At 48.3% G+C, this 21,391-nt stretch carries 18 protein-coding genes; 9 read left to right on the top strand and 9 right to left on the bottom strand.

From position 1 onward, the window contains the following. Positions 1 to 35: 35 nt before the first annotated feature. Positions 36 to 1,193, bottom strand: a complete 1,158-nt coding sequence (locus DXT99_RS10520; RefSeq protein WP_115565515.1) for a zinc-dependent alcohol dehydrogenase — start codon at positions 1,191 to 1,193, stop codon at positions 36 to 38. Positions 1,194 to 1,380: 187 nt separating this feature from the next. Here DXT99_RS10520 and DXT99_RS10515 point away from each other — a divergent pair, with 187 nt between their 5' ends. Both DXT99_RS10515 and DXT99_RS10510 read left to right on the top strand, forming a co-directional pair. Next, positions 1,381 to 2,250: a GNAT family N-acetyltransferase gene (locus DXT99_RS10515; protein ID WP_115565514.1), complete on the top strand. Its 870-nt coding sequence runs from the start codon at positions 1,381 to 1,383 to the stop codon at positions 2,248 to 2,250. Positions 2,251 to 2,481: 231 nt separating this feature from the next. Beyond that, positions 2,482 to 2,811, top strand: coding sequence for a multidrug efflux SMR transporter (locus DXT99_RS10510; protein WP_317048139.1), 330 nt, complete (start codon positions 2,482 to 2,484; stop codon positions 2,809 to 2,811). 4 nt (positions 2,812 to 2,815) lie between these two features. Here DXT99_RS10510 and DXT99_RS10505 read toward each other — a convergent pair whose 3' ends face one another. The 5 genes from DXT99_RS10505 to rsfS form a co-directional block, all read right to left on the bottom strand. Beyond that, positions 2,816 to 3,649 carry a hypothetical protein gene (locus tag DXT99_RS10505; RefSeq protein ID WP_115565513.1) on the bottom strand — a complete coding sequence of 278 codons (834 nt, stop codon included), beginning with the start codon at positions 3,647 to 3,649 and terminating at the stop codon, positions 2,816 to 2,818. Further along, entirely contained in the window at positions 3,639 to 4,409 is a 771-nt protein-coding gene (locus DXT99_RS10500; RefSeq protein ID WP_115565512.1) for a UDP-2,3-diacylglucosamine diphosphatase, read from the bottom strand. Before DXT99_RS10500 ends, DXT99_RS10505 begins: the two co-directional genes overlap by 11 nt. After that, positions 4,393 to 5,049 carry a LutC/YkgG family protein gene (locus DXT99_RS10495; RefSeq protein ID WP_115565511.1) on the bottom strand — a complete coding sequence of 219 codons (657 nt, stop codon included), beginning with the start codon at positions 5,047 to 5,049 and terminating at the stop codon, positions 4,393 to 4,395. Before DXT99_RS10495 ends, DXT99_RS10500 begins: the two co-directional genes overlap by 17 nt. Positions 5,050 to 5,059: 10 nt before the next feature. Then, on the bottom strand, positions 5,060 to 7,198 hold the full coding sequence (gene ftsH, locus DXT99_RS10490) for an ATP-dependent zinc metalloprotease FtsH (RefSeq protein WP_115565510.1): 2,139 nt from the start codon (positions 7,196 to 7,198) through the stop codon (positions 5,060 to 5,062). A gap of 68 nt (positions 7,199 to 7,266) precedes the next feature. Further along, positions 7,267 to 7,641 (bottom strand): ribosome silencing factor, encoded by a 375-nt coding sequence (gene rsfS, locus DXT99_RS10485; protein ID WP_115565509.1) that lies wholly within the window; start codon positions 7,639 to 7,641, stop codon positions 7,267 to 7,269. Positions 7,642 to 7,691: 50 nt separating this feature from the next. Between rsfS and DXT99_RS10480 the strand changes: the two genes are divergently transcribed. From DXT99_RS10480 to rlmB, 5 genes are all read left to right on the top strand, one after another. Further along, entirely contained in the window at positions 7,692 to 8,441 is a 750-nt protein-coding gene (locus tag DXT99_RS10480) for a biotin--[acetyl-CoA-carboxylase] ligase (RefSeq protein WP_115565508.1), read from the top strand. Positions 8,442 to 8,708: 267 nt separating this feature from the next. Beyond that, on the top strand, positions 8,709 to 9,305 hold the full coding sequence (locus tag DXT99_RS10475) for a T9SS type A sorting domain-containing protein (RefSeq protein WP_246000639.1): 597 nt from the start codon (positions 8,709 to 8,711) through the stop codon (positions 9,303 to 9,305). Positions 9,306 to 9,429: 124 nt separating this feature from the next. Next, on the top strand, positions 9,430 to 12,381 hold the full coding sequence (locus tag DXT99_RS10470; protein ID WP_115565507.1) for a glycosyltransferase family 117 protein: 2,952 nt from the start codon (positions 9,430 to 9,432) through the stop codon (positions 12,379 to 12,381). Between the two features lie 98 nt (positions 12,382 to 12,479). After that, positions 12,480 to 13,712, top strand: a complete 1,233-nt coding sequence (locus tag DXT99_RS10465; RefSeq protein ID WP_115565506.1) for a GWxTD domain-containing protein — start codon at positions 12,480 to 12,482, stop codon at positions 13,710 to 13,712. Next, entirely contained in the window at positions 13,685 to 14,530 is an 846-nt protein-coding gene (gene rlmB, locus DXT99_RS10460) for a 23S rRNA (guanosine(2251)-2'-O)-methyltransferase RlmB (RefSeq protein WP_115565505.1), read from the top strand. Before DXT99_RS10465 ends, rlmB begins: the two co-directional genes overlap by 28 nt. Before the next feature lie 112 nt (positions 14,531 to 14,642). On the opposite strand, the gene DXT99_RS10455 is transcribed toward rlmB, so the two are convergent. Both DXT99_RS10455 and DXT99_RS10450 read right to left on the bottom strand, forming a co-directional pair. Further along, positions 14,643 to 15,719, bottom strand: coding sequence for a mannose-1-phosphate guanylyltransferase (locus DXT99_RS10455; protein WP_115565504.1), 1,077 nt, complete (start codon positions 15,717 to 15,719; stop codon positions 14,643 to 14,645). Between the two features lie 2 nt (positions 15,720 to 15,721). Beyond that, positions 15,722 to 16,693 carry a KpsF/GutQ family sugar-phosphate isomerase gene (locus tag DXT99_RS10450; protein WP_115565503.1) on the bottom strand — a complete coding sequence of 324 codons (972 nt, stop codon included), beginning with the start codon at positions 16,691 to 16,693 and terminating at the stop codon, positions 15,722 to 15,724. Between the two features lie 68 nt (positions 16,694 to 16,761). Here DXT99_RS10450 and recQ point away from each other — a divergent pair, with 68 nt between their 5' ends. After that, positions 16,762 to 18,942 (top strand): DNA helicase RecQ, encoded by a 2,181-nt coding sequence (gene recQ, locus DXT99_RS10445; RefSeq protein ID WP_115565502.1) that lies wholly within the window; start codon positions 16,762 to 16,764, stop codon positions 18,940 to 18,942. A 377-nt stretch (positions 18,943 to 19,319) separates the two neighbouring features. Then, entirely contained in the window at positions 19,320 to 20,609 is a 1,290-nt protein-coding gene (purD, locus tag DXT99_RS10440) for a phosphoribosylamine--glycine ligase (RefSeq protein WP_115565501.1), read from the top strand. Between the two features lie 79 nt (positions 20,610 to 20,688). Here purD and DXT99_RS10435 read toward each other — a convergent pair whose 3' ends face one another. Further along, positions 20,689 to 21,102 (bottom strand): BrxA/BrxB family bacilliredoxin, encoded by a 414-nt coding sequence (locus DXT99_RS10435; RefSeq protein ID WP_115565670.1) that lies wholly within the window; start codon positions 21,100 to 21,102, stop codon positions 20,689 to 20,691. Positions 21,103 to 21,391 lie beyond the last annotated feature (289 nt).

The raw sequence follows: 21,391 nt of genomic DNA, 5'->3' as shown, positions 1-21,391 counted from the left end.
CCATTCGAAGCCGCTGATTATAGAACATCAGAAACTTACGGCTTCAGCACCACTTTCACACAGTTGTCTTCTTTTTTATTGAAGATGTCATACGCATGGGAGGCTTGCTCTAGGGGTAGCGTATGGGTGATGATATCATCCAATACGATTTTGCCTTGGTCTACCCAACTATACAATTCGTCTACGAAGAATTGAACAGGTGCTTGCCCTGCCTTAATGGTTAAGCCTTTGTCGAATATCTGGTGCCACGGGAAGTTGTCGAAAGGGGTACCATAAACACCTACTACAGAGACTATACCACCCCGGCGTACAGCGCTTAAGCACATCCTGAGCGCATTGATCGTTCCTTTCTCCATATGAAGCACAGACATGGCGCGATCCAAGAGCGACTTATCGGCTTCCATACCTACGGCGTCTATACATACATCAGCACCGCGTCCGCCTGTCATCTCACGAATGGCTTCAACAGCGTCTACATCTTTCAGATTAATGGTTTCTGACTTGGCTGAACGCCGTGCCATGTCCAGGCGGTAGTCTTCAAGGTCGATGCCAATCACTCTTTTAGCTCCTTTGATCCAGGCTACCTTCTGCGCCATCAGGCCCACCGGGCCGCAGCCGAACACTGCTACTGTTTCGCCTCCTTTTACCTCGCCCCAATGCACAGCTGAGTAGCCGGTAGGTAAGATATCAGTCAGGAAGAGTACTTGCTCGTCAGTAAACCTATCCGAGACTTTAACCAAGCCCGTGTCGGCAAAAGGCGTACGCACATATTCAGCCTGCCCTCCGGCATAGCCACCATACAAGTCTGTGTAGCCATATAGAGCAGCGCCTTTTTCTGTCATCAGGCCACCTTCAGGACCATAATGCTCCGGATTAGAATTTTCACAGTGAGGGTAATGCCCGTGCTGACAGAAGAAACAACTACCGCAGGAGATAGGGAAAGGGACAATTACGCGGTCACCCTTTTTTACATTCTTCACCTGGGCACCGGTCTCCTCTACCACTCCCATAAATTCATGCCCCATTACCATGTTGCCTAGTTGAGGAATCATGCCGTTGTAAATGTGGAGATCGGAGCCGCAAATGGCTGTGGAGGTAACACGGATAATTGCATCGCGCGGATCAAGGATTTGCGGGTCTTCTACATTATCTACCCGGATATCTTTCATTTTGTGAAATACTGCTGCTTTCATAGCTTGTGTTTTAGGTTTTAGGTTTATATATCTTTGCCAGTTGCACTGGCATTATGTGTAGGTACTATAAACGGTGCAGGTAGTAAAGGAGTTATAAACTATTGCCAGCCACGTTCATAGCAGAAAAGGCATCAAACTTTTCTGTGGCTGGACGTAAACCATTAGAGCCATTAATGTTACTTTGAAAATGCCAGACTTTCGATTTTCCTTTCTCTCTGAAAAAGAGCTGCCTGAGCTGCACGAAACTTTTCTGCAGTCGTTTGCCGATTACCTGGTTCCCATCCAGCTGAATGCGGAACAGTTTAAAACAAAAGTAAAGCGTGAGGGAGTTGAGCCTTCTTTTTGTGTTGCGGCGTATGTGGACACTAAAATGGCGGGTTTTATACTGACTGGTTTGGGAGAATGGCATGGTACTCCGACTGCCTATAATGCCGGTACCGGCGTGCTGCCACAGTACCGGGGACACAAACTTACGCAGCAGCTTTACGCCTTCATGTTGCCCAAATTAAGGGAGAGCGGTATAGAGCAGTGCCAGTTGGAAGTAATACGGGAAAATGCCTCTGCGCTAAGAGCTTATAAAGCCGTTGGATTTAAGGTGACGCGCTCTTTAGAACTGTTCCGGACCCTGAAGAAGGAAATGCTGCTGAAGGTAGAGGTTCCTGATGCAATTACGATTGCCGCCATCAGTAAACCTGATTGGAAAACATACAGCTGTTTTTGGGATGCAGAACCATCCTGGCAAAACACGGGGGAGGCAATCATGAAAAGCCCTGATGAGAAGGTGGTGCTGGAGGCGCGGGATAAGGAACAGGAGGTTGTGGGCTATATTATATTCTTCCCAAACACAGGTTCTGTTGCACAGTTTGCAGTAGACAAGAGCAGGCGCGGAAAGGGTATTGGTACAGCCCTGCTGCAAGAGGCCGTGCGTCTCACAACTGCCCCAGCTCTTATGTTCGTGAACATTGACACCTCTGCCACATCACTTCTGTCATACCTCGAGCGGCGCCACTTCACGCATATGCTCAGACAATATGAAATGCTGCTTCCTATTGTATAGCTTATTACGTACCGTAAAGCTAAAACTGAGTTTGACTGAGGAATATAATTGAGTGTTATGAAGGCTGCCACTATACTTCGTGAGACAATAAGTAAAATGACAGTTAGTTAGGTGCGGCTCATTACCTTTGCTGCTTGATTGCATTTAAAAGCAAACGGCACAGATGGGAGAAATGAGCAGGTCAGCCGCAGCTATTGCGTATCTTTGCTCTTCAAACAGAATACTTGTACTATGAACATGGCGTGGTTTTACCTGATATTGGCAGGTATATGTGAAATCGGCTGGGCCTTTGGGCTGAAGTACAGTGAGGGATTCACGAAGTTAGGAGTGAGTGTCGTAACTGTAATCGTGATGATCCTAAGCTTTGTGCTGCTGTCTCAGGCCATGAAATACCTGCCGCTGGGTACCGCCTACGGCATCTGGACGGGTATAGGAGCAGCGGGCACGGCTATATTGGGGATTGTTTTCCTCAACGAGCCGCGCGACTTCATCCGTATCTTTTGTATTCTGCTGATTATTACCGGTGTGGTGGGGCTAAAGCTGTTTTCAGGCGCTAAATAACCTGTTACTGCCAAAGGTATATGTCTGCTTTTTCGTTGGTAAAGAGGTATAGCTGCTTATCTCCGACCAGCGCTGTTACATAATGCTCTTTCACCGGCAATGCTATAGTTCGCTTTTCAGAAGTATACAGATCGTAGAAAATCAGCTGCCCGTCCTGCACAAAATACAGCTCATTTCCCCGGAAGGCTATATAAGAAAGTCCTTTGAAAGGAATGCTCTTTTTGTAATTGCCCAGGTTATCAAACACATAGATGCCGTTGTTAAAGTCCAGCAGGTACAGCATGTTTTGGTACTCCCGCAGTTGGCGCACATCAAAGCGCTCCCTGTCCAGTATCAGGTTGAGCGGGGTTTCTACCGTTACCTTGCGCAGGCGCAGGTCCAGTTTGCTTAGTGTCAGGTTTGTTTCATCAAATAGCCAGAAGCTGTCATCCGATGAAAGCGTGGCAGCCCTGGCAATGCCTTCATAATTGATGTCGCGCAGATCAGTGCTGCTGATAGGGCGCAGGAACCGGTCTAATAAAAGCAGCGTTTGCCTGTCTTCATAAAAGAGCAGGATCTTCATCGGGCTCCAGGCTTCTATGTTGCTGATGCGCCCGCGGGTAGGGGGGGAGAAGGTATCCAACGGTTGGCCCAATGAATCGAGGCGCAGGAGGTTATGCATCGGGTCCAGCACGTACAGATGGCCGTTGCGGTCTTGTGAAATGCTGGTAGGGGAACGATGCGGAATGCTGTGGCTATAAACAAGCTGTGGTGTTACTTCTTCCTGCTGGGCAAACGCATTTCCTGCTGTCAGAAACAGCACCAACAAGAGGGGGACTATATATACCTTAGCCTTCAAAGGTTTTTAGTTGTAGCGTTTCTCCGTCATATACAGCATAGGTGCAAAAATTGACCCATTCTCCTAAGTTCATATAGCGGCTGTTTTCACCGATGGGTAGGTCGAGGGGCAGGTGGCGGTGCCCGAAGATATAATAGTCATGGTGCTGTTCTTTCTCCACCTCCCGGCAATGCTGTACCAGCCATTCCTTGTCGCCTAAAAAAGGCTCGTCTTTCTCCAGGTTGCTGATGCGGCTCCTCCTGGACCACATGCTGGCTACGCCAATGCCTAAATTAGGGTGCACCCGCGCAAAAAGCCACTGGCACGCCTTATTATCGAATACCCGCTTCAGCAACTTATAGGTATGGTCGCCGGGGCCGAGCCCATCGCCGTGCCCGATGTAAAAAGTCTTACCTCCGAAAGTGGTGGAAATGGGTTTGCGGAGCACCGGGATACCAAGTTCCTCCGGAAAGTAGTCAAACATCCACATATCGTGGTTGCCTGTGAAGAGAAGCACGGGAATACCGGCATCCGTTAGTTCTGCCAGTTTGCCCTGCATCCGTGCAAATCCTTTGGGGATAGCATGCTTGTACTCAAACCAGAAATCAAAAATATCACCTACTAAAAGTATAGCTGCTGCATCCTGCTGCGCCATCTCCAGCCAGCGCACAATTTTCTTCTCTCTTGCTTTGCTGGTTTCAGCATCGGGTACGCCTAAATGGAAATCGGAGGCAAAGTATACTTTCTTACCTGGTGTAAGCTCGTTAATTCGGAAGGTCATCAATCAGGAACAGGACTAAGGCTTTAGGGCCGTGGGCACCCATCACCAGCGTCTTCTCAATGTCGGCTGTCCGGCTTGGCCCACTCACCATCGAAACCATAGATGGGAAGTTGTTATCTTTATACTTGTTGCGGATACGTTGCAGCGCGTCCTTAATGTCGGGCACCAATTGGCTGGCCTGTGCCACCACCATGTGGGTAGAAGGGTAAATGCTCAATCTACGCCCCCCGGCATTGGCAGAACTCACTAAAATGCTGCCTGTGCGCGTAATCAGCGATTCGCAGGTCGTCAGGCTAGCCTCAGCATCTTTTACAAAGGTTTCCTCATTGTCGCTGAACTCGATGCCTGCATGCGCCAGGGCATTCTGCAGGTTACGCTCCCACACGTAGAGGTGCTGGAGGTTTTGCTCTTTCTTATAGATGTAGAGCTGGTCAAAAAAATCCTCCTGGTTCTCGCAATACACGAACTGGCCGCTGTTGCGGATAAAGTTTTGTGCAAACACAATGGACATATCTTCTACAGGCACTACAGGGTGCAGTGGAGACGTGAAATCAGGGGTAGGAGGCAGAAAAGGCGCCGACTTAGCCAGCGCCTCTCTTACTCTTCTTAATACTATTTCTTTTGATTTTGCTTCGTACATGCCTGTTTTATCAAGCTGTTTTAGAATTTATCTGATCATTCTGATCGGTTGATGCACCATTATCAAGCGGTGTGCCCGGCACTCCCCGGCCTTCATTTTGCTCAGGGTGTTGCGTAAGACCTTGCTCTACAGGGGCAGCGGCGTGTGGCTCTACTTCGCTTTTTGTTTTACTGCGATCAGTACCAGCAGTGTGTGCCTGGTAAGCAGTAAGTGCGTCAAACGGACGCGGGCCTACTAAGCGCTCTAAGTCACTCTGGAACAGAATCTCTTTTGCCAGCAGCTCCTGCGATACAATCTCCAGTTCACGGCTCTTGTCAGTCAGCAGCTGCTTCGTACGGTCGTAAGCTGCCTGAATAATGATGCGGACTTCTTCGTCTATGGTCTGGGCTGTGGCTTCAGAATATGGTTTGTTGAACGAGTATTCTGAGTTCTGCTTCGAATCATAGAACGACACGTTGCCAATCTTCTTATTCATACCATACATCGTCACGATGCTGTAAGCCATCTTCGTGATGCGCTCCAAATCGCTTAACGCACCAGTCGAGATTTTACCGAATACAAGTTCCTCGGCAGCACGTCCGCCTAAGGCCATGCACATTTCGTCAATCAACTGCTCTGTCGTGTACAAGAATTGTTCTTTTGGAAGGTACTGGGCATACCCCAGTGCAGCTACACCACGCGGCACGATACTTACTTTCACCAATGGGTCAGCGTGCTCCAGGAACCAGCCGGCAATGGCGTGGCCAGCCTCATGGTAGGCAACAATTTTCTTCTCTTCCGGAGAGATGATTTTATTCTTCTTCTCTAAGCCACCGATTACACGGTCTATCGCATCGTTAAAGTCCTGCTGGTCTACCGCTTTTTTGTTACGGCGTGCCGCAATCAAGGCTGCCTCGTTACAAACGTTCGCAATTTCGGCACCGGCAAAACCTGGTGTCTGAGCGGCCAGTTTCCTGGCGTCTACATCAGGGCCAAGCGTAAGTGGTTTCAGGTGTACGTCAAAGATTTCTGTACGACCGTTGATATCCGGTTTGTCGATGCTTACCTGGCGGTCAAAACGACCAGGGCGCAGCAAGGCAGAGTCCAGTGTATCAGGTCGGTTGGTAGCAGCCAGTATGATAACACCTGAATCCGTGGCGAAACCATCCATCTCTACTAACAGGGAGTTTAGGGTATTTTCACGCTCATCGTTACCGCCTGGTGTTGCACCACGGCTACGGTGGCGGCCAATCGCGTCAATCTCATCAATAAAGATGATACATGGCGCTTTTGCTTTTGCCTGCTTAAAGAGGTCACGCACACGTGCGGCACCCACACCCACAAACATCTCCACGAAGTCAGAACCAGAAAGGGAGAAGAACGGTACATCGGCTTCACCCGCCACGGCTTTTGCCAAAAGGGTTTTACCTGTTCCTGGAGGGCCTACCAGCAAAGCGCCTTTCGGTATTTTACCACCTAACACGGTAAACTTAGAAGGGTTACTCAGGAACTCCACAATCTCCTGCACCTCTTCTTTTGCTTCTTCCAGGCCAGCCACATCTTTAAATGTGATTTTAACCTTGTTTTCAGCATCAAAGAGCGCAGCCTTAGACTTGCCGATGTTAAATATCTGGCCACCTGCGCCACCGCTGGTTACACGGCGCATCAGGAACCAGAAACCAAACACGAGCAGTATCAGGAAGCCCCACTGCAGGAAGAAGTCAGCAAAGCCGGTGCGTGATTCCGGATTTACCGGTACCCGCTCGTCGCGCGGAAGGTTCTCCTGAAGTTGATCAAGGTCTTCCTTAAAAATCTCGGCCGAGATAACCTGGAAATGGTACTGCGGGCCCTGCTCCATAGAGAAGGCGCCACGGTCGTTTAACTCCGTCTTATACTTTTCATTCTGCAGCGCCTCTTCTTCCAGGTAAACTTCTACAGTCTTGCCATTCACAACGGTGAGCTTGCGAACGTCGCCGCTCAGCAGCATCTCTTCAAATTCCTGCTGCGTTGTTTCAATAGAGGAGTTGCTTTTGTTCAGATAAGTTAACCCGAAGATCAGCAGAATCAGCACAGCCAGCATCCACAACTGCATAGTTGGGCGTGGGGGCGTATTCGGGATCATCGGCTTTTTCTTCTTATTGTTGTTGCCTTTATTATTATTTTCTGCCATTGATATTAAAGTTCAAATACAAGTAAAACACAGGCCTGAACTAAATGTTCAGCCAGGGCCGTGCATGTTTAGACAGACGCTACCTGCTCTATTTTGGCATCGCCCCAAAGCTCTTCCAAAGCATAGAATTGGCGTTTGTCTTTCAAGAAAATATGTGCTACCACATCTACATAATCCAGCAGCACCCACTCATTGTTGGTGCGGCCTTCACTTTGCCACGGGTTTTGCCGTACGGCTTTGAACACTTCTTCCTCAATGGAGGAGGCGATGGCGTCAATTTGTGTATCGGAGTTTGCGGATGCTATTACGAAGTAATCGGATACAGCGTTTTTAAGTGATTTGAGGTTTATGATAACAATATCGGTGGCCTTCTTTTCCTGCATTCCCTTCACTACAAGCTCTGCCAAAATGTCTGAAGTAGCCTCAACCTTGGTTTCTTTCATTATTGCTCTATAATTTTGATCTACAAAAGTACTAATTATACCTTAATTTTATGTTGCCTCATACGCTGTTTATTGGCCAGCAGCTTTATTTTCTGCCGGTTTGTGAATCCACTAACTCAGAGGCCCAACAGCTTCTTATCAAAAATGAAGCCACAGAAGGCTGCACAGTCATTACGCACCAACAAACTAAAGGGCGCGGACAGCGCGGTAATTCCTGGGAGGCCGAGCCAGGTAAAAACGTGACACTCTCGGTAATATTGTCACCCTCGTTTCTGGCTGCCAGGCAGCAATTTTACCTTAACATAGCTGTGTCGTTGGCTGTGCTTGATCTGCTGCACGAACAGGGGCTGCACGAGGCACAGGTAAAGTGGCCAAACGATTTATTTTATGAAGGTAAGAAACTTGGCGGGATTCTGATAGAAAACACCATAAATAGCTACATACTTCAACACAGTATTGTCGGGATTGGTTTAAATGTGAACCAGTTACATTTCGATTACACAACGGCAACCTCTATGCATAACGCAACAGGCAAAACTTTTGACATAGAGCAACTAATCATGAGGTTGCTGGAACTGCTGGAGAAGCGTTACCTCGAGCTGCGGAACGGCAAAACCGACAAACAAAGGCATGAATACCTGCAGGCGCTGTACCGCTACCAGGAAGTGCACCCATTTTTAGTTGATAACCAGCAGGTAAAGGGACAGATTGTAGGTGTAAATGAAAATGGATGCCTGGCCGTGGAGATAGAAAAGAAGCTACGCTATTTCGCCTTTAAGGAGATAAGTTATATTATCTGATTTAGTTTGAGGAGGAAGCGTGTTATAACAAGCTTAAAGTTTTGCAGAAAAAAAGAAAGATAAGCTGAATGGCCTGAAGGAAAGGGCATGAAAATTGATATTGAAGAATTATGTAAAAGTGCTCTATAACGTTTGAAAGGATGTAAAATTGAGTGAGTGTTTACATCTTTTTCGCATTATTTTAAAAGGTTACATTTATTTCAGGAATTTAAACTATATTTGGTGTGTGTAGCCAAATCAGTGGTTTTACAGATAAAGGGATTGTCTATGAGAATTTTTACAAAAATAGCATTAGTCGTTACACTCATTTCCTCGCACTTACTGAGCTTTGCAGGAACTGCTGTAATTAACAATAAAGGGGTGGACCCCATAAAGAAAGGAACTGGTGTTGTTTGGAAACTTATGCCCACCAGCGGAGGGGGAGAACTTGTTGTATCAGCTAATAACTCACGTCCTGCTTTTGTAATGAATCCCGAGAAGCATACGTGTTCAAAAATATATGCTTCTGCCGTAAGCCAGGTGTTTCATGTGGTAGAGGCTAAAGCAGAGAAGGCGGTTTACACGAATATTACGTTGGCTGCCATTGCGCCTGGAAAGGAAATTAAGCCGATGCCTTCTATCAATGCATACCCGAACCCGTCGCGCGGCAACGTTACGCTGGCGCTAAACCTGCCGGGCAATAATACTTACAAAATCCGTATTTCAAACACGATTGGCCGTGTGATAAGAGTACATGAGTTAGGGCCGGCCGAAAAAATGGATCTAGCCCTGGATTTGAGCAGCTATCCTTCAGGCGTTTATTTCTACAGCCTGCTGGTGAACGATAAAACAGTGGAAACAAAGCGCCTGGTATTGCAGAAATAAGCGCTCACAAAACCGCACGCATACAGAAAGCCGGCCAATTGGCCGGCTTTTTCTTTATAAACATCTAATAATTACGCAGCCGCTTCACATTATTTATTATTTTCGGGGCTGAATTGAAATAACTATGACCGATTATCGAAAGATAAATAATATTGTAGGCTGGGTTGTGTTTTTTATCGCGACTACAGTGTATGTGCTAACCTTGGAACCAACAGCCAGTTTCTGGGATGCAGGGGAATTTATTGCTTGTTCCTATAAGCTCTTAGTGCCACACCCACCGGGAGCGCCTTTCTACCTGCTGGTAGGGCGCCTGTTTTCTATGTTTGCCGCTGATCCGACACAAGTAGCGTGGTGGGTGAACCTGTTGTCTGCCCTTTGCAGCTCCTTTACAGTGCTGTTCCTGTTCTGGACCATCACCATACTGGCGCGCAGACTCCTTATAAAAGAGGGCGCTGTGCCTACTAATGGTAACCTGTTGCTGATTATGGGCAGTGGTGTGGTAGGGGCGCTGGCCTATACTTTTTCTGACTCCGCCTGGTTTTCAGCAGTAGAGGCAGAGGTATATGCCATGTCCTCTTTTTTTACCGCTATCGTATTCTGGGCTATCCTGCGTTGGGAGGCGAAGGTAGGGGAAGCGCATTCAGATAAATGGCTTATCCTTATTGCGTACCTTGTAGGCCTTTCTATCGGAGCGCACTTATTGAACCTGGTGACCATTCCGGCGCTGGCTTTCATTTATTACTTCCGGCTCTACAAGCCAACCTTCTGGGGCGGTGTAGTTGCTTTTGCCATCAGTGCTGTGGTGGTGGTGGCTATTCTATGGGGCGTGATTCCGGGGCTGCCAACTGTAGCAGGTAACTTCGAGGTCTTCTTCGTGAACAACTTCGGTCTTCCGTTTGGCTCCGGTTTAATTGTGTTTGTTGTGCTGCTTATAGCGGCTATCATTTTTGGGTTGCGCTATTCTATAAAGCATACCAACCGTGTGCTGAACACGGCGCTGCTTTGTTTTGTATTTGTGGTAATCGGGTACTCCTCTTATATGATGATCCCAATACGTTCTTCTTACAACCCGACCATCGACGAAAACGACCCGGATGATATTCTGACTTTTGTGGCTTACCTGAAGCGGGAGCAGTATGGTGATCGCCCGCTGCTGTATGGCCCGCAGTATAACGCCCAGCCAGTGTCACAGGAAGAAGGAGCAATGCGCTACAGGAGAGGGGAAAACAGGTACGTGCCTACTACTCCTAAAATAGAGCCGGTTTACGACAGTAAAGACAAAACGCTGCTGCCACGTATATACAGCGACCAGCCGCAACATATAGACGCCTATAAGAAGTGGGTGGATCTCCGGGAGGGACAGGCGCCTACCTTTGGGCAGAACATGAGCTTTCTGATGCGCTACCAGCTTGGGTTTATGTACTGGCGCTACTTCCTGTGGAACTTTGTCGGCCGCGAGAGCGACGTGCAGAATGCGGGGGTACTGTGGTTTGGAAAGAGCGACCCGAACGCACCCGATCGGGTATTAGAGAGTGAAGCCCGCAATTGCTTCTATCTGCTGCCCCTGTTAATTGGTATCATCGGCCTGATTTACCATGTGCGCAAGGCGGAGCGGGATGCCTTTGTTATAGGCCTGCTCTTTTTCTTTACCGGTATTGCCATTGCACTTTACCTCAATCAGCCGCCGGTAGAACCGCGCGAGCGGGATTATACCTTTGCCGGCTCGTTCTATGCTTTCAGCATCTGGATAGGACTGGGCGTGATGGGGCTGGCAGACTTGCTGGGTAAAGGGCTTAAAAATACACAGGCACGTGCCGCTGTCGCCACTGTCATAGGCCTGTCTGTTCCTGTTATTATGGCGGTAGAGGGATGGGATGACCATGACCGCTCTGGCCGTTACCATTCTGTTGACTCGGCTAAAAACCTGCTCGACTCTGTTGCTCCGAACGGTATTCTGTTTACCAATGGAGACAACGATACCTTCCCGCTATGGTATGCGCAGGAAGTGGAAGGATACCGGACTGATGTGCGGGTAGCCGTGCTGAGCTACCTGAACACGGATTGGTACATTGACCAGATGAAGCGGCAGGCGTACTTATCAGATCCGTGGCCGCTTTCGCTGGAAAATGATAACTACCGGCAGGGCACCAACGATTACCTGCCGTATGTGGAACGTGAGCAGGTGGCAGCCGGCATTGACCTGGGGCAATACATCAGCCTCGTGAAGCAGAATCACCCAGCCCTGCAAGTGCAGTATGGGCAGGGTACTACGCTGCTCACTATGCCTACCAAAAACTTTATCCTGAATGTTGACCAGGAAAAAGTGCGGCAGATGGGCTTTGTAGCAGATGAAAAGGAAGATGAGATTGTGAGCCGCATGCAGTGGACCATCAATAAATCGTTATTGGAAAAGAAACACCTGGTGATGCTGGACCTGTTGGCTACAAATAACTGGGAGCGGCCGATTTATTTTTCATCTACGGTGAACAGTGCAGACTTTATAGGCCTGTCGGATTATTTCCAGTTAGAGGGGCTGGCTTATCGCGTGGTTCCTGTTAAGTCTGGCAACGAAGAGCAGGGCTTTGTAAATAAGGAGGTGATGTTCGAGAATATGATGAAGGAGTTCAAGTTCCGTAACTTCGACGACCCTAACATCTTCTACGACGAAAACTACTACCGCTTCTCAGCCAACGCCCGTGATAAATTTGCCCGTTTGGCATCTGCCTATTTAGAAGAAGGCAATACCGCCCGCGCAAAAGAAGTTGTAGATTATGCTTTCACAGTGTTGCCAGGCAGTACAGTGCCTTATGATTATTACACGCCGCAGTTCATTCCTATTTATGATGCCATAGGAGAACCGGAGAAGGCCGAGCAGCTACTCAACGAGATGGCGCAGGACTCGCAGAAAGCCCTGGATTACTTTTTCGAGAAAGGCGCTCTTTTTGATACCGAGATCCAGACAAACATGGTTGTGCTGCAGCAGCTCATAGGAGCTGCCGAAAGCATGGGCATGCAGGACCGGGCAGCGCAACTGCAGCAGCAGTTTATGCAATACCTGCAGCGTATGCGCCGCTAAACAAAATAGCTGCAGATACAGTAATAAAAAGGCCGAATCAAGGATACGATTCGGCCTTTTTATATATTAGGTATACATTAAGAAAAGCTTCGTTATTGATGAAATACCCGCACACGCTACTCCTTCTGCTGCCTTTGCTAGCGATGGGCTGTGGACGCTTTTCCTCTGCAAGCCTGGCCCCTGTAGAGGTTGAGCGGGAGACGCCTGAAATAACCATGCAGCATAGCTATTACACAAGCAACGACAGTCTGCACCTTCTCTTTAAGTTTGAGGATGCCAAGGAGGTGGTGGATATACTGCAAAAGGCTACCTCCTACGAGTATGAGATAAGAACAGGAGGGATTGAGAAGGATGCCCTTATAAGAGGTGACTCGGTTGACCTGCCTGACCGCAAGATAACGGATATAGAGGGGCAACTGCAGGTGCAACTGGTGCTGCCGGCCGAGGTAGTGCAGGAGCCGAATGTGCTGCATTTGCGGCTGTGGCAGTTTCTGGCAGGGCCTGAGCTCATGGGTACAAAGTTCAGGCTGCCGCTGAGCAGTAAAATGCTGCAGAAGGATTATCTGTTGATAGAGGCTTCTACAGGTAAACCCCTCCTGCAAAATTATGCTACTACCGGAGACAAAGTTTTGGTGCGCAACTACGGAGGTGAGGCAGGTGTTCTTAAACTACAGCGTTTTGATGCTGATTTCATGCCGGCCCCTCCCCCTATGTCCCTGCGGTCTGCTGGTGGCCCCCGTACCATTTCTGCCGCAGAAGTGCAGACTATCGCCCCCGGGGACACAGTAACGCTTCAGGAAGAAGGGATATACCTGTTTGACCCCAACACGAACTATGCAAGGAGTATTTTAGTGCAGCCAGCTAATTATCCGCAGATTACCCGCACGAAGGAGATGCTGCAGCCCCTGATCTACCTGACCACCTCCGAGGAGCGGGAGGCACTTTTGAACGCAAGTGATACAAAGGCTGCCATTGACCGGTTCTGGCTGGAGCTGGCCGGAAATAAAGCGGCTGCCCGTAATCTGATTCAAATATTTTATAGCCGTGTAGAGCTGGCTAACAAGCTTTACTCCTCGCACAAAGCAGGGTGGGCTACCGACAGGGGGATGATCCATATTATCCTCGGGCCACCCGACGGCACGAATCAGGTTGGCTCAACTATAACCTGGACCTACCGCGAGACAGAGACGGCACCAAACATCAAATTCGTTTTTAACAAAAAAGAGAATAACTTTACCGAAAATCATTATGAGCTGGTACGGCGCCGTGGGTACGGGGAGATTTGGTACAGCACAGTAGCAAAATGGAGAGCAGGCAGAATAAATATGTAGGTAATCGTTTCGGCGATTCCTCCAGAACATCAAAAGAAGATAAAACCGAGATGATTTTCGGTTCAAGGCCTATTTTAGAGGCGCTTTCGGCTGGAAAAGAACTGGAGAAGATTTTTCTTCAGAGAGGCGCCAAGAACCCCACCACCGACGAAATTGTGCAGCTGGCTAAAAGGCTGGAAGTGCCGGTAGTAACGGTGCCACTGGAAAAGCTGAATAAGCTCACGCGGAAGAACCACCAGGGAGCGGTTGCGCTTATCTCGCCCATCTCGTACGTTCCTTTAGCTGAAACTGTGACATCGCTGTTTGAGCAGGGTAAAAGCCCCCTTTTACTCATACTCGACCGTGTAACAGATGTGCGTAATTTCGGTTCGATTGCCCGTAATGCCGAATGTATGGGCGTGAATGCCATTGTAATACCGAGCCGTGGCGGAGCACAAATTAACGCGGATGCCGTGAAGACCTCAGCCGGTGCACTGCACCTGGTGCCTGTTTGCCGTGAGCCCAACCTGAAGGATACCATAGATTACCTGAAGAACTCAGGCTTCCAGATAGTGGCCTGTACCGAAAAGACGGAGCAGAACCTCTCGGATATGACACTGGACATGGTGGGGCCAACGGCCATTATCATGGGAAGTGAAGAAGACGGTATTTCGCCCGAATATCTGAAGCGGGCCGATGCCAGGGTGCGTATTCCGCTCTTAGGACAGATCGGGTCGCTGAACGTTTCGGTGGCCACCGGTATCATACTGTATGAAGCGATGCGGCAGCGCCTCCGCGATGGCGGTTACGCCAGCCTTGGCAGCCTGGAGCCGAGGTAGGCTTGAAATGGATAAAGGATGAAAGACAAAGGGCAAAAGAGTAAAGACTACCAATTCTTTCTTCTTTTGTCCTTTGTCTTTCATCCTTAAAAGGAAGTCAAGCTATAAGAACCTAGATATACTCCGGCCCTTTCTTAGATTTGGCATCAGCCATGAAGTCTTTTACTTTCTGCTCTTCGCCTTTTTTGCAGATCATTAGCACATTGTCGTACTCGGCTACAATGTAATCCTCAAGGCCCTGTAGTACCACCAGTCTTTCTTTTGGGGTTTTTATGATGCAGTCCTTTGTGTCATACAGTATCACCTCGCCATCCACCACGTTACCGTTCTCGTCCTTGTCGTTAATGGTATAGAGGGAATTCCAGGTGCCAAGGTCTGACCAGCCAATGTCGGCCAGAAGCACATACACATTGTCTACCTTTTCCATTATGCCGTAGTCAATGGATACATTACGGCAATGGGAATAGGCCTTCATGATAAAGTTCTGCTCTTCCGGCGTATTCATAGTAGAAGTGCCTTCATCAAAAATCTCAGTGATTTCTGACAACTGCTGGTGGAAAGCTTTGAGTATGCTCTGCACATTCCAGATAAAGATGCCGGAGTTCCATACAAAGTCGCCGCTATCAAGGAACATCTTCGCCAGTTCGAGGTCCGGCTTCTCGGTAAAGGTTTTTACTTTCTTAATCTTCTGCGACTCGTCGTTGAGGTACTGGATATAGCCATATCCGGTGTCAGGCCGGCTCGGGGTAATACCCAGGGTAATCAGCACATCGTCTTTAGCGGCGGCATCTACAGCTTCCTGTATCACGTTCGTGAACACATCCTGCTTCAGCACTACGTGGTCGGAGGGAGTTACTACCAGGTTTGCCTCCGGGTTTAGCTGCGCGATTTTGTAGGACGCGTAGGCAATGCAGGGGGCAGTGTTACGGCCAACGGGCTCCAGCAGAATCTGGTTTTCTGTTAGCTCCGGCAACTGCTGCTGCACCAGCTCCTTGTAATCCTTGTTCGTAACCACGAAAATGTTTTCAACAGGGCATATATCCTGAAAGCGCTTCATCGTCATTTGCAGCATGCTTTCGCCTGTTCCTAACACATCGTGGAACTGCTTAGGGTAATTGCTACGGCTAAAAGGCCAGAAGCGGCTTCCGATGCCGCCCGCCATAATTACCACATAGGTGTCGTTTCTCATATTTATACAAGTCCTTCTTTTAACAAATCGTGTAGATGCACAAAGCCCCCAAATTTACCAGAATTTGTGACAATTAATTGCGTTATACTTTTGTTCTGCATAACTACCAGAGCCTCAACGGCATATTCTGCTGCGTCGATGGTAAAAGGGGCCGGAGTCATGATATCGGTGGCAATGATGCCCTCAATAGAATCATATTTGTTAAGCATGCGGCGCAGGTCACCGTCTGTGATGATTCCTATTAGCTGCTCATTATCCTGGCTTAACACGGCGGTGGCTCCCAGGCGCTTAGAAGAAATCTCAATAATAATCTCTTTCAGCGGGGCGTTTGCGTTCACACGTGGTGCCTCGTTTTGGGTATAGATGTCTTCCACTTTCAGATACATGCGCTTGCCAAGCGAGCCGCCCGGGTGCAGGTGCGCAAAATCAGTGCTGCTGAAGCCACGGGCCTCCAGCAGGCTTACCGCCAGGGCGTCGCCTAAGGCAAGTGCTGCTGTGGTGCTCGTGGTAGGGGCCAGATTATGCGGGCAGGCTTCGCGCTCTACGTTGGCATTCAGGACAAAATCAGCGCACTTGGCCAGGTAAGAATCCGTGCTGGAAACCATGGCCGCCAGTTTAGAACCTTTGCGCTTAAGGAGCGGAACCAGTACCTTTATTTCGGGCGTGTTGCCACTCTTAGAGATGCAGATCACAAAATCGTCTGCCTGTATCATACCCAAATCACCGTGTATGGCATCAGCAGCATGCATAAATAAAGCGGGTGTGCCGGTGGAGTTTAGTGTTGCTACTATTTTCTGAGCTATGTTGGCACTCTTACCAATGCCCGTCACCACAACGCGTCCTTTTATCGTTAAAATAGTTTCAACGCATTTTTCAAACCCTTCGTCGATAAAATCTGCCAGTCTGGCGATTGCTTCGGCTTCAAGCTGTAAGACTTTTTTTGCGGTTAGGGTTATTTTATTAGAGATATTCAAATTAAATTTGTATTAGTATACAGGGTAAGGAAGTACGTTGCAACCTGATTAAATTTTCACACGATTACATGTCAGTAAAACAAGAGATAAATCTCAAGAACAAATTAAAAGAAGTTTTTGGGTATAATCAATTCAGAGGGAATCAAGAGCTGATAATAAACAATATTATCAACGGCAAGAACACTTTTGTGATTATGCCTACAGGCGCGGGCAAGTCGCTGTGTTACCAGCTACCTGCTCTTTCTTTACCGGGTACCGCTATTGTTATTTCGCCGCTGATCGCCCTGATGAAGAACCAGGTAGACCAGCTGAATGCCTTTGGTGTGAATGCCCAGTTTTTAAATTCAACTTTATCGAAGTCTGAAATAAACAAAGTAAAAAAGGAGACGCTGGCTGGCGATGTGAAGCTGCTTTATGTGGCACCGGAGTCGCTCACGAAAGAAGAAAACATCGACTTCCTTCGCAACTCCAATATTTCTTTTGTGGCCATTGACGAGGCGCACTGTATCTCGGAATGGGGGCATGACTTCCGTCCGGAGTACCGCCGCATTCGTGGTATTATAGACCAGATTGGTAACCTGCCGATTATTGCGCTTACAGCCACCGCTACTCCAAAGGTGCAGCTCGACATACAGCGCAACCTGCAGATGGACGAGGCTTCTGTTTTCAAGTCGTCTTTTAACCGCACGAACTTATACTACGAGGTACGTCCGAAACACCATACCAAGAAGCAGCTGATCCAGTATGTGAAGAAGCACAAAGGCAAGAGCGGTATTGTGTACTGCCTGAGCCGTAAAAAAGTGGAGGAGATTGCCGAACTGCTGCGGGTAAACGATGTAAAGGCGCGGCCTTACCATGCCGGGCTTGATGCAAACGTGCGCATGGCTAACCAGGATGCTTTCCTGAACGAAGATGCAGACGTAATTGTGGCCACTATCGCCTTTGGTATGGGAATCGATAAGCCGGATGTACGCTTTGTTATCCACTATGATACCCCAAAATCGATTGAGGGCTATTACCAGGAAACAGGCCGTGCCGGTCGTGATGGCATGGAAGGGAACTGTATTATGTACTACAGCTACGACGACATTATCAAGCTGGAGAAGTTCAACAAAGACAAGCCGGTAACAGAGCGCGACAACTCCAAGCTGCTGCTGCAGGAAATGGCTTCTTACGCCGATTCTGCCGTTTGCCGCCGCAAGCAATTGCTGCATTACTTTGGCGAGGCTTACGAAAAAGACTGCGGTTTCTGCGATAACTGCCTGCACCCGAAAGAACGCTTTGAGGCGCAGCAGGAAGCACAGTTGGCACTAAAAGCAGTAGAGCAGACAGGGCAGCGTTTTACAATAGAACATATCACAGCGGTGCTGACAGGCCTGCGTAACAACTACGTTGTGAGCTACGACCACGATAAACTGGAGGTGTTCGGAGCAGGTAAGGAACACGATGCCCAGTTCTGGAGTTCTGTGGTGCGGCAGGTGCTTTTATCAGAGTACCTGGAGAAGGATATTGAAAACTTCGGTGTGGTAAGACTGACGCAGAAAGGTGCAGACTTCATTCAAAATCCACATTCCATTTTGTTAACCAAAGACCATAACTACGAGCAGGAAGTGAAGGACGACGAGGAAAAGGAAGAAACGCAGGCCTCTGCCGGGCATGACGAAGTACTGTTTGACCTGCTGAAGAACCTGCGCAAAAAGCTGGCGAAGGAGAAAAACCTGCCGCCTTACGTGCTGTTCCAGGACCCATCGCTGAAAGAGATGGCCACGGTATACCCTACCACAAGAGATGACCTGGCGTTTATAGGCGGAGTAGGTATGGGTAAGGTACAGAAGTTCGGTAAGCCGTTCCTGGACCTGATCACCAAGTATGTAGAAGAAAACGATATTGTAACTGCGTCGGATGTTGTTGTAAAGACAACGGTAAACAAGTCGAAGATTAAGATCTACATTATCCAGCAGATAGATAAAAAAGTGGAGTTGGAGGAAATAGCGGCTGCTAAAGACCTGACCATGCAGGAACTGATTGAGGAGATCGAGCATATCTGCTACTCCGGCACCAAGCTAAACCTGAACTACTACATCAACAATGTACTGGACCAGGAGCGCCAGGAGGAAATATATGAGTACTTTATGAGTGCCAGCACCGACAATATTGCGGAGGCGCTAAAAGAACTCGGCACCGACGATTATACAGAGGAAGACCTGCGCCTGATGCGTGTAAAGTTCCTGTCGGAGTACGCGAACTAAATTGCGGCCCTGCAAGATAGCCGGGCATAGAGTAGAATTGATTTTATTATGACGAATGCCGGTGCTTCTGCAGCACCGGCATTTTTGTTTAGAGCTTGTTTGAATTTTGTTTTTGACAGTAAGAATGCGTGATTTTATGTTCTGCCAAAGCTCATTTTGAGTGTAATAGCAGCGCTATTGCTCGGAAAATAGCTTAAGTCAGGTTCTGAAAACGTGCATTTGCAGCTCAAAGGTTAAAGTTTAAACATGCTCTTATCTATCTCTAAAGCATAAAATATAATTAGTGCTGCATGAGCAAGTATAAATCTTTAACTTCGCAGCGGGGACTTTAGCCAAGCTTAGCAACAGCTAAAAAATCAACTACTAACAACCAACCTATGAATGTACTGATAATAGGATCCGGAGCCCGTGAGCATGCCATTGCCTGGAAGCTGAATCAAAGCGAATACTGCGAAAAAATATTCTTAGCGCCTGGCAATGCAGGCACTACACAGTTTGGGACAACTGCTGCCGTAGACATCCATGATTTTGCTGAGGTGGCAAAGTTCGCCACCGACTTCAATATCATGATGATAGTGGTCGGCGCGGAGAATACCCTGGTAGATGGCATCCACGATTATTTCCAGAGTTCGGAGTACCTGAAGCACATCCTCGTGATTGGCCCTAAGAAAGCGGGTGCCATGCTGGAGGGGAGCAAAGACTACTGTAAGGCGTTTTTTCAGAGAAACAACATTCCAACAGCCCGCTACCAGACGTTCACTGAGGATACTTTCGGCCAGGCAGCGGAATACCTGCGCAACCATAATTTCCCGGTGGTACTGAAGGCTGATGGCTTAGCGGCTGGTAAAGGTGTTATTATTGCCCAGGACTATGACCAGGCGATAGATACCCTGGAAGATATGCTGCGGAACAAGCGCTTCGGCAATGCCAGCAGCAAAGTTGTAATTGAGGAGTATCTGGAAGGTATTGAGGTGTCCGTGTTCATCCTAACAGATGGCAAGGACTATGTACTGCTGCCGGAGGCGAAAGATTATAAGCGCATTGGCGAAGGCGACACAGGGTTGAATACGGGTGGTATGGGAGCCATCTCGCCTGTACCTTTTGTAGATGATGTGTTCATGCAGAAAGTGAAGGAGCGGGTAATTGACCCTACCCTTCGTGGTATGCAGGAAGAGCAGATGGATTACACCGGCTTCCTGTTTATCGGCTTGATGAACGTGAATGGAGAACCTTACGTGATTGAGTACAATGTGCGGCTCGGCGACCCTGAAACAGAGGCTATCCTGCCCCGCATTAAATCAGACCTGTTCGAGTTGTTCAGAGCTTTGCATGACAGGAAGTTGGGAGAGTTCCAACTGGAGATAGACCCGCGTACAGCTACTACCGTGTTCCTGGTGTCTGGTGGTTACCCGGAAGGATTTGAGAAAGGGAAAGAAATCAGCGGTATCGAAAATGTGCCTTCAGACGTGTTAGTATTCCATGCCGGCACTAAAATGGTAAACGGTAAGCTTGTGAACAGCGGAGGCCGTGTGATTGCTGTTACGGCCCTTGCCGACACTATGGAAGAGGCGCTGGCAAAAGCCAATGCCGCTGCCGAGACAATAACGTGGCAGGATCGTTACTACCGCCACGATATCGGATTTGACCTGAGGCAGACGCATGCCTGAAAACAGGTACCTGTACCACAATAAAACAGCGAAGGCCGGTGAATCTCACCGGCCTTCGCTGTTTTATAAATGCTGAAGCTTAGCAGTACTCCTCAAACGCGCCTTGCAGGTTATCTACAATGCGGTTCAATTCGTTGCCCTCAATGTGGTAACGCTCAATCATGTGTACCAGTTCGCCGTCTTTAAACAGCGCGATAGAAGGGGACGACGGAGGGTAAGGCAGCATGTGCTCACGCGCTTTTGCTACTGCGTCCTGCTCCATACCAGCAAAAACGGTTACAAGCTTCGCTGGCTTTTTGTCAGCGGCAGCCACCGCCATTTTAAGTGCCGGACGTGCTTTAGCAGCAGCACAACCACAAACAGAATTCACTGCTACCAGCACCGTGCCTTCCGACTTAATTGCCTGCTCTACTTCTTCAGGGGACATTAGTTGCTCAAAGCCCGCAGAGGTAAGATCCTCACGGATAGGCGCAACCATATATTCAGGATACATTGCCATAAGTGTTCATTTTAAATGTTTAATAATTTACAAAGTTAACAAATCAGATTCATAAAAGATATACGTTAATTTATTGTACAGGTCAGGCCGTGCAAATTGACATAAAACTCAATAATCAACTATAGTAAAATAACTATATATAGAACTTGTATAAATTTTACTATAAAGCATAACAAGTTTCAAGTTAGGCAGGTATAGGGAGACAAATCTTAGCCGATACAACGCGCAACAGCCGGAAACGAAGGTAAAACTTAAGGCTGCGTTTTGGACTGAATTAGAATAC

The sequence above is a fragment of the Pontibacter diazotrophicus genome (genome assembly GCF_003367245.1).
Lineage (GTDB): Bacteria > Bacteroidota > Bacteroidia > Cytophagales > Hymenobacteraceae > Pontibacter > Pontibacter diazotrophicus.
The sequence above is the reverse complement of the archived record's forward strand: the minus strand, read 5'-3'. Positions and strand labels throughout refer to the sequence as shown.

Bases quoted from the DNA above. Each gene is read 5' to 3' on its own strand.
- rlmB (WP_115565505.1), top strand. From the start codon at position 13,685: ATGGAGAGCAGGCAGAATAAATATGTAGGTAATCGTTTCGGCGATTCC.
- DXT99_RS10455 (WP_115565504.1), bottom strand. From the start codon at position 15,719: ATGAGAAACGACACCTATGTGGTAATTATGGCGGGCGGCATCGGAAGC.
- DXT99_RS10480 (WP_115565508.1), top strand. From the start codon at position 7,692: ATGTTGCCTCATACGCTGTTTATTGGCCAGCAGCTTTATTTTCTGCCG.
- DXT99_RS10495 (WP_115565511.1), bottom strand. From the start codon at position 5,049: ATGTACGAAGCAAAATCAAAAGAAATAGTATTAAGAAGAGTAAGAGAG.
- purD (WP_115565501.1), top strand. From the start codon at position 19,320: ATGAATGTACTGATAATAGGATCCGGAGCCCGTGAGCATGCCATTGCC.
- DXT99_RS10435 (WP_115565670.1), bottom strand. From the start codon at position 21,102: ATGTATCCTGAATATATGGTTGCGCCTATCCGTGAGGATCTTACCTCT.
- DXT99_RS10510 (WP_317048139.1), top strand. From the start codon at position 2,482: ATGAACATGGCGTGGTTTTACCTGATATTGGCAGGTATATGTGAAATC.
- DXT99_RS10470 (WP_115565507.1), top strand. From the start codon at position 9,430: ATGACCGATTATCGAAAGATAAATAATATTGTAGGCTGGGTTGTGTTT.
- DXT99_RS10520 (WP_115565515.1), bottom strand. From the start codon at position 1,193: ATGAAAGCAGCAGTATTTCACAAAATGAAAGATATCCGGGTAGATAAT.
- DXT99_RS10475 (WP_246000639.1), top strand. From the start codon at position 8,709: ATGAGAATTTTTACAAAAATAGCATTAGTCGTTACACTCATTTCCTCG.
- DXT99_RS10465 (WP_115565506.1), top strand. From the start codon at position 12,480: ATGAAATACCCGCACACGCTACTCCTTCTGCTGCCTTTGCTAGCGATG.
- ftsH (WP_115565510.1), bottom strand. From the start codon at position 7,198: ATGGCAGAAAATAATAATAAAGGCAACAACAATAAGAAGAAAAAGCCG.
- rsfS (WP_115565509.1), bottom strand. From the start codon at position 7,641: ATGAAAGAAACCAAGGTTGAGGCTACTTCAGACATTTTGGCAGAGCTT.
- recQ (WP_115565502.1), top strand. From the start codon at position 16,762: ATGTCAGTAAAACAAGAGATAAATCTCAAGAACAAATTAAAAGAAGTT.
- DXT99_RS10515 (WP_115565514.1), top strand. From the start codon at position 1,381: ATGCCAGACTTTCGATTTTCCTTTCTCTCTGAAAAAGAGCTGCCTGAG.
- DXT99_RS10500 (WP_115565512.1), bottom strand. From the start codon at position 4,409: ATGACCTTCCGAATTAACGAGCTTACACCAGGTAAGAAAGTATACTTT.